General features: G+C 71.7%; 8 protein-coding genes. 7 read left to right on the top strand and 1 reads right to left on the bottom strand.

Features of this window, described 5'->3' with window-relative positions:
* Positions 1 to 14: 14 nt before the first annotated feature.
* A complete protein-coding gene (locus HD596_RS07300; RefSeq protein ID WP_185068539.1) occupies positions 15 to 1,271 on the bottom strand; it encodes a DNA recombination protein RmuC in 1,257 nt (418 codons plus the stop codon).
* Between the two features lie 79 nt (positions 1,272 to 1,350).
* Between HD596_RS07300 and ychF the strand changes: the two genes are divergently transcribed.
* The 7 genes from ychF (at position 1,351) to HD596_RS07265 (ending at position 13,002) form a co-directional block, all read left to right on the top strand.
* Complete coding sequence (ychF, locus tag HD596_RS07295; RefSeq protein ID WP_185068538.1) at positions 1,351 to 2,427, top strand: redox-regulated ATPase YchF; 1,077 nt, start codon at positions 1,351 to 1,353, stop codon at positions 2,425 to 2,427.
* Positions 2,428 to 2,639: 212 nt separating this feature from the next.
* Positions 2,640 to 2,972, top strand: a complete 333-nt coding sequence (locus tag HD596_RS07290) for a hypothetical protein (protein ID WP_185068537.1) — start codon at positions 2,640 to 2,642, stop codon at positions 2,970 to 2,972.
* A 625-nt stretch (positions 2,973 to 3,597) separates the two neighbouring features.
* Positions 3,598 to 4,317: a conjugal transfer protein gene (locus HD596_RS07285; RefSeq protein WP_246554195.1), complete on the top strand. Its 720-nt coding sequence runs from the start codon at positions 3,598 to 3,600 to the stop codon at positions 4,315 to 4,317.
* 45 nt (positions 4,318 to 4,362) lie between these two features.
* A complete protein-coding gene (locus HD596_RS07280) occupies positions 4,363 to 4,644 on the top strand; it encodes a hypothetical protein (protein WP_185068535.1) in 282 nt (93 codons plus the stop codon).
* A gap of 56 nt (positions 4,645 to 4,700) precedes the next feature.
* Positions 4,701 to 8,153, top strand: coding sequence for a TcpE family conjugal transfer membrane protein (locus tag HD596_RS07275; protein WP_185068534.1), 3,453 nt, complete (start codon positions 4,701 to 4,703; stop codon positions 8,151 to 8,153).
* Positions 8,154 to 8,200: 47 nt separating this feature from the next.
* A complete protein-coding gene (locus tag HD596_RS07270) occupies positions 8,201 to 10,678 on the top strand; it encodes an ATP-binding protein (RefSeq protein WP_185068533.1) in 2,478 nt (825 codons plus the stop codon).
* Complete coding sequence (locus tag HD596_RS07265; protein ID WP_185068532.1) at positions 10,675 to 13,002, top strand: type IV secretion system protein; 2,328 nt, start codon at positions 10,675 to 10,677, stop codon at positions 13,000 to 13,002. The genes HD596_RS07270 and HD596_RS07265 overlap by 4 nt, the downstream gene beginning before the upstream one ends.
* The last annotated feature ends 1 nt before the right edge of the window (position 13,003 follow it).

Here is a 13,003-nt window from a genome sequence, read left to right as displayed (position 1 = left end):
GCCCCACCCCCGATTTATTGCGACCCGTTGGCCAACTTACCGTTCGAGTGGGAAAGCAGAGGCGAGGTTTCCAGCAGTTCCGGGGACGCCAGGGGTCTGGGCAGGCCTTCGAGCATCTCAGGAGAGTCGAGATCGCCGTCCACGACGCCCAGATCGTGCAGCTTGCGTGCGGTGACCAGGACGCGGCTTTCGAGCGATCCGACCGACTTGTTGTACGCCTCCACGGCCCGCGTCAGCGCCCTGCCGAGCGAGTCGACGTTCCTGCCGAGGGACGAGAGCCGTTCGTACAGCTCCTTGCCCAGCTCGAACACCGCCCGCGCGTTCTCGCTCAGCGCGGCCTGCTGCCAGGCGTAGTGCGCGGTGCGCAGCATCGTGATCAGCGTCGTCGGCGTGGCGATGTGGACCCGCCGCGTCATCGCGTACTCCAGCAGCCCGGGATCGCGCTCCAGCGCCGGGGCCAGGAACGCCTCGCCGGGGATGAACAGCACCACGAACTCCGGCGACGGGTTGAACCCCTGCCAGTAGGACTTGGCCGCCAGCCGGTCGATGTGCTCGCGGACGTGCCGGGCGTGGGCGTCGAGCCGGACCGTGGCGAGGCTCTCGTCGGACGCCTCGGCGGCCTCCAGATAGGCCGCCAGCGAGACCTTGGAGTCGACCACGATGTTCTTGCCGCCGGCGAGCCTGACGACCATGTCGGGGCGCATGGAGCCCTCGGTGACCTGCTCGTCGAAGTCGCAGTAGCGCTGCATGCCGGCGATCTCGGCGACCCTGCGCAGCTGGAGCTCGCCCCACCTGCCCCGCGCCTCGGGCCGCTGCAGGGCCCTGACCAGCGCCGTGGTCTGGGAGCGCAGCTGCTCGTTGCTCTGCCGTACGAACTCCATCTGCTTGGCCAGCTCGGCGCGGGCCGCGCGCTGGCCGGACTCGGTGTCGCGCAGCTGCGACTCGACCCGGGCGAGCGCGTCCTTCAGCGGCTCCACCAGGTGCTCGACGGCCTGCCTGCGCTGCTCCAGATCGCCCGTGGCCTCGGCGCGGCTGGCCGCCAGCCTGGTCTCGGCCAGCTCCAGGAAGCGGATGTTGTTGACGTCGAGGGCGCGCGTGGACAGGGCCTGGAAGCGCTCGGCGAGCTGCTCCTCGACGTAGACCAGCTTGTCGGCAGCCGACTTGGCCCGCGCCTCCGCCTCGGCCACCCGCACCGCCGCCCGTGTCCTGGCCACCAGGAACCCGATGACGAACCCGGCGGCCAGACCTACGAGAAGCGAGACGACATCCACTCGATCGATGATTGCAGGACTCCGGCGCGCCGATCCGGCCCGACACGCTCGTTACGCTCAGCACGTAAACTTGGGCTCCGTGAGTCTCTCTATCGGTATCGTCGGTCTGCCCAACGTCGGCAAGTCCACGCTCTTCAACGCGCTGACGAAGTCCGGCAACGCGCTCGCCGCGAACTACCCGTTCGCCACCATCGAGCCCAACGTGGGCATCGTGGGCGTGCCCGACGACCGGCTGCCCAAGCTGGCCGAGATCTTCAACTCGGCCCGGATCCTGCCCGCCAAGGTCGAGTTCGTCGACGTCGCGGGCCTGGTCAAGGGGGCCTCGGAGGGGCAGGGCAGGGGAAACCAGTTCCTCGCCAACATCCGCGACACCGACGCGATCTGCCAGGTGGTCCGCGTCTTCAGCGACCCCGACGTCACGCACGTGGACGGCGATATCTCGCCCAAGCGTGACATCGAGACCATCAACACTGAGCTGATCATGGCCGATCTGCAGACGGTCGAGAAGGCCATCCCGCGCCTGCAGAAGGAGGCGCGCAACAACAAGGACAAGAAGTCCGCGCTGGAGGCCGCCGAGGCCGCGCTGAGCGTGCTGGAGACCGGCAAGACCATCTTCGAGAGCGGCCTCGACCGCGAGGAGCTGCGCGACCTCCACCTGCTGACGGCCAAGCCGTTCCTGTACGTGTTCAACCTCGACGCCGACGAGCTGGGCGACTCCGCGCTCCGGGAGCAACTGGCGACGCTGGTCGCGCCCGCCGAGGCGGTCTTCATGGACGCCAAGATCGAGTCGGAGCTGGTCGAGCTCGACGAGGAGGAGGCGCTGGAGCTCCTGCAGTCGGTCGGCCAGGAGGAGTCGGGGCTGCGGCAGCTCGCCAGGGTCGGCTTCGACACGCTCGGCCTGCAGACGTACCTCACGGCCGGGCCGAAGGAGACCAGGGCCTGGACGATCCCCAAGGGCGCCACCGCGCCCGAGGCGGCCGGCGTGATCCACACCGACTTCCAGCGCGGCTTCATCAAGGCCGAGGTGGTCTCCTTCGACGACCTGGTCGAGGTCGGCTCCATCGCCAACGCCCGCGCGGCGGGCAAGGCCCGCGTCGAGGGCAAGGACTACGTCATGCGCGACGGCGACGTGGTGGAGTTCCGCTTCAACGTCTGAGCGCGGCCCGGGCCGGGGTGTCCCGCGGGAAATCACGGAAAGCCGCCGTTCGTTACGGTAAGTTACCCACGGTGACGGCGGCGATGCCCCCTCAGACGTCTGATCCCGGGAATCGGTAGGACGTCTGATGCCGGGATAACTGAGGCGTCAACCACTTTGGGCCCCCGCGCGTCGAATCGTCACGGCGTTCACGCTGACTCGGGAGGCCCTCAATGATCCGCCGCATCATCCGCAAACGACGTCCTGCGCCCACTCTCGCGGGCATCAGCCTCGAGGAGGAGCTCGCCCTGATCAGGGTCGAGCTCATGTACGGCCTGCGGGTCAACCGCGAGGCGTACCTCCGCAGGAAGGTCGACGAGCGCAACGAGATGGCGACGCGCATGCGCGAGCGGGACGCCGCCGAGATGCTGGCGGACCTGCGCGGCTCCCTGGAGCGGGCGGTGCAGCCGACGGTGGTGTCCCTGGACCGGGCGGCCCAGCCGACGGTCGTGGACCTGCACAGCCGGCGTCAGCCGCGCCCGTCCCAGGACCCGGAGCCCGCCTGACGGCCCTGCCTCCGCTCCGCGATCCATACCGAATCCGCAGGTGGCGAGAGTCCATGCCCGTCAGGACAGGAATCCGTGGCTCTCGCGCTATGCCAATTTAGGTATCTGGGCTGGTCAAAAGCTGTTTCAACCGGGAAGTCTCAGGAATCGGCAATGAGGCCTGCCCTCCGGCCCGGTTTGCCGTCAGGACGGTCATGCCGCAGCATGGGCGTGGCTTTCCTGGAACAATGGCGGAGACCGGATAGGGTGACTACTTCACCGCGGATGATGGGGATCGGCAACGGACGACACCGCGCCAGCCGGGGGGATCGGCGCGAGCGGAGGCGTGATGGCTCGTAGGTCTACCGTCCAGCACGATCCTCGGATCGCTGGCGAGCCCGAGCTTTCCGCGCGCCTTGACACGGCTGACTTCGACGCGCCGCCGCCTCGCAGGCCGCGGCGCGGCGGCTGGTCGGGCGGCGGCGGGCGGTGGCTGGTATGGACCGGCCGTGTCATTCTCTGGGCAGTTATCGTGGTTGTCGTGGTGAATGGGGTGCGTGCCCCATTTGAGCGATTTACCCAACAAACGAGTGCGGCGCCCAATAGCGTCGCGCCTGCTCACCATGGTTTTCCGGCCGACCGGGGCATGGCTTTCGCCGCCCAGTTCGCCGGGGTCTATCTCAATTTCAGCCCGGACGACGCCGCGAGCAGGTCGCGTAAGCTGGGCGCTTTCCTGGCCGAGGGCATGGACCCGCAGATGGGCTGGGACGGCTACGGCAAGTTCGCGGCCGTCGCCATCCAGCCGTACGACATCGAGGCGAGCGACGCCCACAACGCCCTGGTCAGCGTGGCCTTCCAGTCAGGGCCGCGCAGGTTGATGCTGTCGGTCCCGCTCTACTACTCGGGCGACGAGGCGGGCGGCAGGTTCGCCGTGGTCGGCCGCCCCGCGGTGCTGCCCGCCCCGGGCCCGGCCGACGTGCCGCAGGTCGCCGCGCCGGAGACCGACGAGGCCACCGCGAGCGAGCTCAAAGAGCAACTGAAGGGTTTCTTCACCGACTACGCCTCCGGCGACGCGGCCGGGCTGCAGCGTTACGTCGCCGCGGGCCGGACCCTGCCGAGCTTCGGCGGCACGTTCACGTTCAGGGAGCTGAAGAAGGTCGTGGTGCCTGTGGGGGGTGCCACCCGAGAGATCCAGGCGGTCGTGGTGTGGGTCGTGCCGAACAGCGAGACGCCCGCCACCCCCGACGCCACCGATCCCGCGGCCGTGGGCGGCACGCTGGAGATGGCCTACCGGCTGACCGTCGAGAAGCAGGGCGACAAGTGGTTCGTCGCCGACATTCGCGGCGCCGGCCGGGTCGTTGGATAGAGGCACGGCCACGCCGCTCATCGGTACCCCCCGGGAGGACAAGAAGTGACCTTGAAGACCGTACTGCTCCACCTGATCGAACTGACGCCGACACCCCCGGCGACCGGCCCCGACACCGGGGGCCTCGCCAACTTCCTGCGCGGGTTCTTCGCCCCGCTGTTCCTCGTCGTCGTCTCGGTGGTCGCCCTCTTCTTCCTCTTCACCCGTGAGATCACACGTTTCGTGCAGTTCCTGATACTGGCCGTGGCCATCGGCGTGATCTTCTACGTTCCCAACATCATCGAGGTGACGGCGAAGGCGATCGCGGGCGCTCTGGGCATCAAGTAAAGGGTTGAGACCGCTCCGCGGCGGTCATGTACGAGCGGGTGGAGAGGAGGACCGGCGTGGACCTGCCCACGTATACGAACATCTGGCGGATCGAGAAGCGGCTCTACAAGCTGTACGACCTACGGCTGCCGATGCCGCTGCCGATCGTCTGGATCGGCGTTTTCGTCGGGGTGTTCGTTCCGTGGTCGCTCCTGCTGGTCCTGGTGGGCGTGCCGGTGGAGATGCCGTGGCACGTGCTGTACCTCGTACCACCCGGGATCGTGACGTGGCTGTCCACCCGCCCCGTCATCGAGGGCAAGCGGCTCACCGAGCTCCTGGAGTCCCAGCTCCGCTACCTGGGCCAGCCGAAGGCGTGGTACCGCCTCGCGCCCATGTCGGAGCCCGAGACGGTCACGTTCTCCGCCCGCGTCTGGCGCACCACTCCCGCGCGGGCCAAGTCGAAGGCGCCCCGCAAGGCCCGCCAGCCGCAGCGGCGGCGCGAGGGCCAGCGGATCGCCGGCCCGCGCCAGGTCCGCCCGGCCGTCGCAGCCGCTGCCGCCGCCGCTTCCCAGGCTCCCGTGGCGGAGCCGACCACCGGCCGCTGGGGCACCCGCCGCGGCACCGCGCCCGCCCTCAAGGCCCGGGTACGCGAGACGGCCCCGCCTTCGGCCCCGAGGGGCGGGGTGGGTGCGTTGCGGCGCGAGGAGGCCCTTCCAGGCGGCCCTGGACGCCGCCAGGACGCCCTGCCACCCGGCAACCACGACAGCTCCGAGCTTCCCACCCGGGAGTCCGTGGACGCGCGGGATGTGGCGGCTTGGGATCGCGGGGATGCGAGGGATGTCGCGGCTTGGGATCGCGGGGACGCGAGGGAAGCCGCGGCTTGGGACCGCGGGGACGCGAGAGAAGCCGCCGCCCGTGAACGCACAGGGCGGGGAGAGGCCGCCGCCGCTCTGGCCGACGTCGGGGCCCAGGAGCCCGCTGCCGAGACGCGGGGCCGCGAAGCCGCGGCCGAGGTCCGGGGTCAAGAGGCCGCGGGCAGGGATGGGGACGTACAGAGGTTCGGCTCCGGATCGCCCGACGACACGCGGGCCGACCGCGAGACGGCCGGGGCGGTCGGGTCGGTCAGGGAGACCGAGACCCACAGGCCCGCCGCCGGCAAGCCCATCGACACCGAGGCGCTGCGGCGGCTGCGCCGGCTCGCGGCGAGCGCCGACGCCCCCGCCGCATCTTCGGTCCCCTCGGAGGGCGAGCGGCGGGACCAGGATCGGGAAGAGGAACGGCTCGGGGAGCTACGGGGGGAACGGCGCGAGGACCTGGACGGGGAACGGCCCGAGGAACGGCGCGGGCAACTGGGCGGGGGACGGCGCGAGGACGAGGTCGCGCGGGACCAGCACCGGAAGGGGCAGCCGCCGCGGCTCGGCCCGTCGCTGGTGTTGTCCGGCACGCAGCGCGTCTGGCCGCCGCTCAACCCCGACGCCAAGCCCCTGCCCCGCCCCGCCGCCACCAGGCCCGCCACAGAGTCCCTCGACACCACCCCCACCGCCCCGCCTCAGCAGGACACGGCGCCGAGCACGACGGTTGGCGTGCCCGACGCATCAGGCGACCTGCCGGGCGCGGTCGGTGACGCCCAGGACGTCGGCCTCTCGCAGCCGGTGGCAGAGGTCACGGATGCGCGCGGTGGCATGAACGCGCCGGGTGCGACGGACGACGGGCCGAAGGGCGACGCGTCGGAGACGGTCGACGACGGGCCGAAGAGCGACACGTCGGAGACGGCTGGCGACGGGTCGAAGAGCGACACGTCGGAGACGGCTGGCGACGGGCCGAAGAGCGAGACGCCGGAGACAGTTGGCGACAAGCCGAAGAACGACGCGCCGAAGACGGCTGGCGACGGGCGGAAGAGCGACGCGCCGGAGACGGCTGGGGCCGCTGCGGTCGGCGACGCCCCCGAGATGCGCGATGGCGGGGATGCGCCGGGTGCGGCCCCGGAGGGCGATACGCCGCAGTCGGCCGCTGAGGTCGCCGAAGTGCCCGGCAGTGCCGACGCGCAGGAGCCCGGTGCGGCCGATGAACGCGAGCGGCCCACGGTTGAACGCCCCGGGCAGTCCGCGGCTGAACGGCCCGAGCGGCCCACGGCTGAACGCCCCGGGCAGTCCACGGCTGAACGCCCTGAGCGGTCCGCGGCTGAACCGCCCGAGCGGTCCACGGTGCGGCGACTTGTGGCGAAGGGCGATGCGCCCGGCGCGGCCGTGCCTGGCACGCGTGGTGACCGAGGTCCGGCAGCGCCCGGCACGCGCGGCGACCGGAGTGGATCCCTCCCCGGCACGCGCGGCGACCGGGGAGCGGGTGTGCCCGACGCGCGTGATCCCGCGGCCGGCGATCGGCGCGTGGCGGCGGCGAGTGCAGGTGACTCCCGGGGCGCGGCGAGCGTCGGTGAGGGCCAGAGTGTGGCGGGTGCCGGTGACGGTCGGGGTGCGGCGGCGAATGCTGGTGATTCCCGGGGCGCGGCGGCGCGTGAGCGTGGGGGTGAGTTCGTTGCCCCTGTGCCCGTCCCCCGCCCAGGTGAAGGCCGGGTGCGGCGGGTCGAGTCCGTGGTGGGGCGGGACTCCGGCGGGTGGCGGAGGATCGCGCAGGTGGTCGTCGGCGGAGGCGGGGTCCGGACCGACGGGTCCGAGATCGACGAGGCCAGGGCCAGGGGCGTGTTCGGCGGCAGCCGCAGGATCGTGGTCCTGGGCTGCACCGGCGGCGCCGGTCAGAGTACGACGGCGCTCATGCTGGGCCACACCTTCGCCCACTACCGCGACGACAGGGTCGTGGCCGTCGACGCCAACACCGGCGGCGGCACCCTGACGAGCAAGATCCAGCCGGAGACGCCCGAGACTCTCACCTCGCTGCTGTCCGGGCTCGACCGCGTCAGCGGGTACCTCACCATGCGTGGGTACACCACGAGGACCGCCTCGGGGCTCGAGGTGATCAGCGCGGACAGCGACGCGGGCGCCGAGCAGCGGCTGGCGGACCGGTCGTTCTTCTCCGACCATCGGTTGGGCGAGTCCATGCGCCTGCTGGACCGCCACTACAAGCTCGCCGTCATCGACCCGGCCGCCGCGCTGGCGGCCAGGCTGCTGCCGTACGCGGACCAGCTCGTCCTGGTGGTGCCCGCGAGCGAGGAGGCGTCGGAGGCGGTGGCCATGACGTACGAGTGGCTCGACGGGCACGGCTGCGCGGAGCTGCGCAGGCGTGCGGTCATGGTGGTCAACGGCGTGAGCAGGCGTTCGATGGCCGACGTCGAGCAGGCGGAGTCGGTGGCCAGGGGCAGGTGCCGGGCCATCGTCAGGGTCCCCTGGGAGGACGGTCTGGCGCCCGAGGGCGCGGAGGTCGTCGACCCGGGGCAGTTGCGCGCGGCCGGCAAACGGGCCTATCTCGCCCTCGCCGGCGTCGTGATCGCGGGCTTCGCGGCACAGGCACAGACCGTCCGACCGAGCGAAGAGGAGTTGGCGAGTGACCCCCCGGGCACGAGAATCGGTGAGCGATAAGTGAACAAGCGAGCAGGTCTGGCCCGTTCATGCGCCGAGGGGGCGGCATGAGCAGGGCGGCACGAGCGCACCAGCGCCTGGCGGTCCGGTACTTCGACGACCGCATCCTGCTCACGGACACCGACGCATGGGCGTACTTCCGCCTTCCGACGGTCAGCTATGAGTTCGTCACGCCCGACGAACGGGAGGCGCTGGCCACCAACATCACGATCGCGCTGGCCGCGATCAGGATGCCCGACGCCGAGGTGCACCTGAGGGTCGCGCACCGCACGTACCCCGCCGCCGAGTGGGCCATGGCGCTCAACGCCACCTCCGACGAGGGGCCCGGCTGGCGCGACTACCTGGAGGAGATGTACCGGCACGTCTGGGCGAAGGACTTCTGGTCCAAGGAGGTCTACCTCGGCGTGCGGCTCGGCCCGCGCGGCAAGCAGCTCGGCGCCGGCGTGCTGTCCCAGCTCTTCGGCTTCTACCAGAAGACCGAGAAGGCGCTCGGCATGGAGGACGACCACGTCCCCGACAGCGAGATCGGGCGCTGGACCGAGCAGGCCGAACGCCTCGGCAGGGCGCTCACGTCGAGCGCCCTCTACGCCAGGCACGCCACCTCCGTCGAGGTGGCGTGGTTGTTCCAGCACGCGGCCGCGGGCGCGCTCGGCGACCCGCCGCCGTCGGCCAGCCCGAAGCGGCGCTGGGGCAAGGGCGAGATCGAGTCGCTGGTCGAGGGGGAGATCCACAACGGCAGGTCGCTGCTGCGCATCGTGCAGCCGCAGGGCGACTCGTACGTGGCCTACCTGTCGTTCGCGCGGTTCCCCGACCTCATGCCGTTCCCGGACGGCGAGCCGTGGATGCACTTCGCGGACCAGCTCGCCTTCCCCGTGGAGATCTCGTCGCGGATGCGGCTGATCCCGCCGGTCAAGGCGTCCAAGGACGTCGCGCGCAAGCTCGCGCACGCCCGCGACATGGACCACCACATCCGCGAGGCCGGCGCCGAGGCGCCGCTGGCGCTGGCCGAGCAGATCGACGCGGCCCGCATGCTGGAGCACGGCATCACGAAGGAACGGCTGCCCTTCGTGTACGGCTGGCACCGCCTGATCGTGTCGGCCCCCACCGAGGACATCTGCGTGCAGCGCGTGGAGGCGGTCGTCGAGCACTACCGCGACATGGGCATCGACGTGGTCAACTCGACGGGCGACCAGTTCTCGCTGTTCCGCGAGACGCTGCCGGGCGAGAGGGTACGCGTCAACGCCTACGCGCAGCGGCAGCCCCTGCGTACCATCGCGGGCGGCATGGCCACCGCCACCGTCGACCTCGGCGACCGGCCGGGCGACGGCACCGAGGGCTGGCTCGGCCCGTACATCGGCGAGACCGTCGGCAGGGCCCGCAGCATCGTGCACTTCGACCCGCTGGTGGCGGCCACCCGCAACCGGCCGACCGCCATCGCGATCACCGGCGAGCCCGGCGGCGGCAAGACCACGCTCGCGCTGCTGATGATCTACCAGATGGCGCTCAGGGGCGTGACGGTCGCGGTGATCGACCCGAAGGGCGACGCCGAGTCGCTGGTGCGGCTGCTGGAGAAGCGGGGCCGCAAGGCCCGCATCATCCCGCTGGGGTCGGCGGCGCCGGGGCTGCTCGACCCGTTCTCGTTCGGCGACGACATCGCGGCGAAGAAGACCATGGCCACCGAGACGCTGCGGCTGCTGCTGCCGCGGATGTCGGAGGAGCGCGAGTCGGCGATGATCCAGGCGGTGGCCGCGGTCTCCAACGCGCCCGACCCGTCGCTGGGCAAGGTCGTCGACTTCCTGGAGCAGGCCGACGACCCCGCCTCGAAGAACCTGGGCGCGGTGCTGCGCTCGATGTCGGAGATGCACCTGGCCAGGCTCTGCTTCGACCCCTCCGGCGGCGACCAGATCGACAGCCAGGGGTGGACGACCGTGTTCACGCTGGGCGGGCTGACGCTCCCCGACGTGGCCACGACCAGGGACGACTACTCCTACGAGCAGCGGCTGTCGGTGGCGCTGCTCTACCTGGTCTCCCAGTTCGCGCGCAGGCTGATGAACGGCCTCGACCGGCGCGCCCCCAAGGCGATCTTCCTGGACGAGGCGTGGGCGATCACCTCCACGCCCGAGGGCGCCAAGCTGGTGCCCGAGGTCAGCCGGATGGGCCGTTCCCGCAACACCGCTCTCGTGCTGGTCTCGCAGAACGCGGGCGACCTGCTCAACGAGCAGGTGACCAACTGCCTGTCGTCCGTCTTCGCGTTCAGGTCCACCGAACGGGTGGAGGTGGACCACGTCATGTCGCTGCTCGGGGTGGAGCCGTCGGAGGAGCACAAGGCCGTGCTGCGCTCGCTCGGCAACGGGGAATGCATTTTCCGCGATCTGGATGGCAGGGCGGGGCGGATCGGAGTAGACCTGATCTCCGAGGAACTTCTCCGTTGGCTCGACACGAACCCGACGCACGACAAACCCGACGGCAGCGGGCATGATGATCTTCAGGGGGGCGTGGGCAGGGCGCAGGAGGTACGGTCATGAAGATCCGGCTGTCTCGACGGCTCGCACTGGCGCTCGCGCTCGTCACGAGCATTCTCGTGGTGCCGATCGTGGTGGGCGGGCTGTCGGCCCCGGCCGCCGCGGCGCCCTGTGACCTGTCGGGCCCGCTCAACCCGGAGATGGTCGGCGGCGGCACCGACGGCCTGATCCAGGCGCCGGCGCCCGAGGGCGGGCCGCAGACGCCGACCACCAACTATGCCCAGTTCGGCATGAGCGGCCAGTTCTGGCACACCCACGACCTGGGCTGCTCCGACTACGTCGCCGTGCTCGGCAACATGTGGGCCAACGGCATCTTCACCGCGGCCAAGGCCATCGACCGGCTGACGATCACCACGTACCAGGCGGCGGCGACGGAGGGACCGCTCCAGGCGATCAAGGACGTGGTCGACGACATCGTCAGCAACCTCGCCAAGGCCATGTACTGGCCCTTCCTCCAGCCGATCGTCATCCTCGGCGCCATCTGGCTGGCCTGGTACGGGCTGATCCGCAAGCGCGCCACCACGACCGCCGAGGGCGTGATCTGGATGGTGCTCGCGGTCACCGTGGCGGTCTGGTTCCTCAGCCGTCCCGGCGACTTCACCGGGCTGGGCAAGGTCGTGACCGACAAGACCGGCGAGGTCGTCAACTCGGCCTTCTCCGGCCTGCCGGGCGCGGGTGGCGCCTCCTGCCTGCCGCCGCCCGGCGGCACCGACGCGAAGGTCCAGGCCGGCGGCTACGCCCAGACCGGCACGCCGGGCGTCGACCAGAACGCCGACGCGCTGTGGTCCACGCTGGTCTGCAAGCCGTGGCTGGTGGGCCTGTTCGGCACCGCCGACCCGCAGCAGCCGATCGTGCGCGACTGGGGCCGCAAGGTGCTGGAGATGCAGTCGGTCCCGCGGGCCGTGGCCGGCCAGCCGGCGCCCGACGTGGGCGCCCGCCAGTCGGAGTACGCCTCGCTGGCCGACAAGCTCAAGAACGACCCCGTCTACACCGTCTTCTCCGGCCGTGACTGGTCCAACCGGCTCGGCGTGGCGGTCGGCGCGTTCATCGCGGCGATCGTGGCCGGGCTGCTCATCTTCCTGGTGGCGGTCTCGCTGCTGGTGCTGAAGGTGGGCTTCCTGCTGCTGCTGATCCTCGGGCCGGTGTTCCTGCTGATCGGCGTCCATCCGGGCAGCGGCCGGATCGTCGCCATGCGCTGGGTGGAGATGCTCGTCGGCACGCTGCTCAGGCAGGCCGTGCTCACGCTGGTGCTCAGCGTCCTCGTCTACGGGTACGCGCTGATCATCTCCACGGCCATGCCATGGGGCCTGCAGGTGCTGTTCATGGCCCTGCTGACGATCGCGGTGTTCTTCTACCGCAGGCCGTTCCAGCACCTGTTCGCCTCCATGAACGGCCACACGGTCACCACCCGCATGCTGGGCGAGGCGGCGAGCTCGTCGGTCCTCGAGCGGTCCGCGGGCGCGCTGCCGCCGGTCGCCTCGGCCAGGATCGGCCGCTGGGGGCTGCGCAAGGCCGAGCCGATCATCAGGGCGGCCGGCGCGGCCAACCCGGCGGGCGCCGCGGCCACGGCGGCGGGCGCCGCAGGGCAGGTCCGGGTACGCGCCGAGGAGGGCGAGGGCGTTCCCTCGGGCACCCGCGTACCGGCCACGGCCGCGCCGCTGGACACCGACCAGCAGGGCGGCAAGGCGGCCGGCAGGGCTCCGATGGAGCCGCGCAGGGGCACGGCGCCGCCGCTCAACCTGGGCGCGCCCACCCGCACGCGCGGTCCCGCGGCGGGCGGCCCCCGGGTGGCCGGCGCGGCCGGTGGCACGGCCTCCGGCGGCTCCGGTGGCTCGGGTGGCTCGGGTGGTTCCGGCGGCGGCTCGGCGGGGGGCTGGTTCGGCGGCCGGTCCGGCGGCGGCTGGGCGTCCCGCGGCGGTTCGTCGGGTTCGCGCGGTTCGTCCGGCGGGTCGCGCGGCTCGCGGTTCGGCGGCTCGGGCGGCTCGGGCGGCACGCGCTCGCGCGGGAGCGGCGGCGGGCTGTTCGGCGGCGGCTCCGGTGGCTCGGGCGGCGGGTCGCGGGCCGGTTCGGGTGGCGGCTCGGGCGGCGGTTCGGGTGGCGGCCTGTTCGGCGGCGGTTCGAGGACCAACGGCACCGCCCGGTCGGGCGGCGGCACCAGGCCGTCCGGCGGCTCGTCCGGCCCCCGGATCTTCGGCTCGGACGAGCCCTCGTCCCGCACCTCCGAGGCCCCGCCCCTCTGGCTGCGCAGCAGCCGCAACGGCGGCTCCGGAGGAGACAGCACGGACGTGCCGTTCTGGCTCAAGCCGAGCAGCCCGGACAAGGACTGAA

Origin of the sequence: Nonomuraea jabiensis (genome assembly GCF_014204795.1) — a bacterium.
In the GTDB taxonomy this organism is placed as follows: Bacteria; Actinomycetota; Actinomycetes; order Streptosporangiales; family Streptosporangiaceae; genus Nonomuraea; species Nonomuraea jabiensis.
The sequence above is the reverse complement of the archived record's forward strand: the minus strand, read 5'-3'. Positions and strand labels throughout refer to the sequence as shown.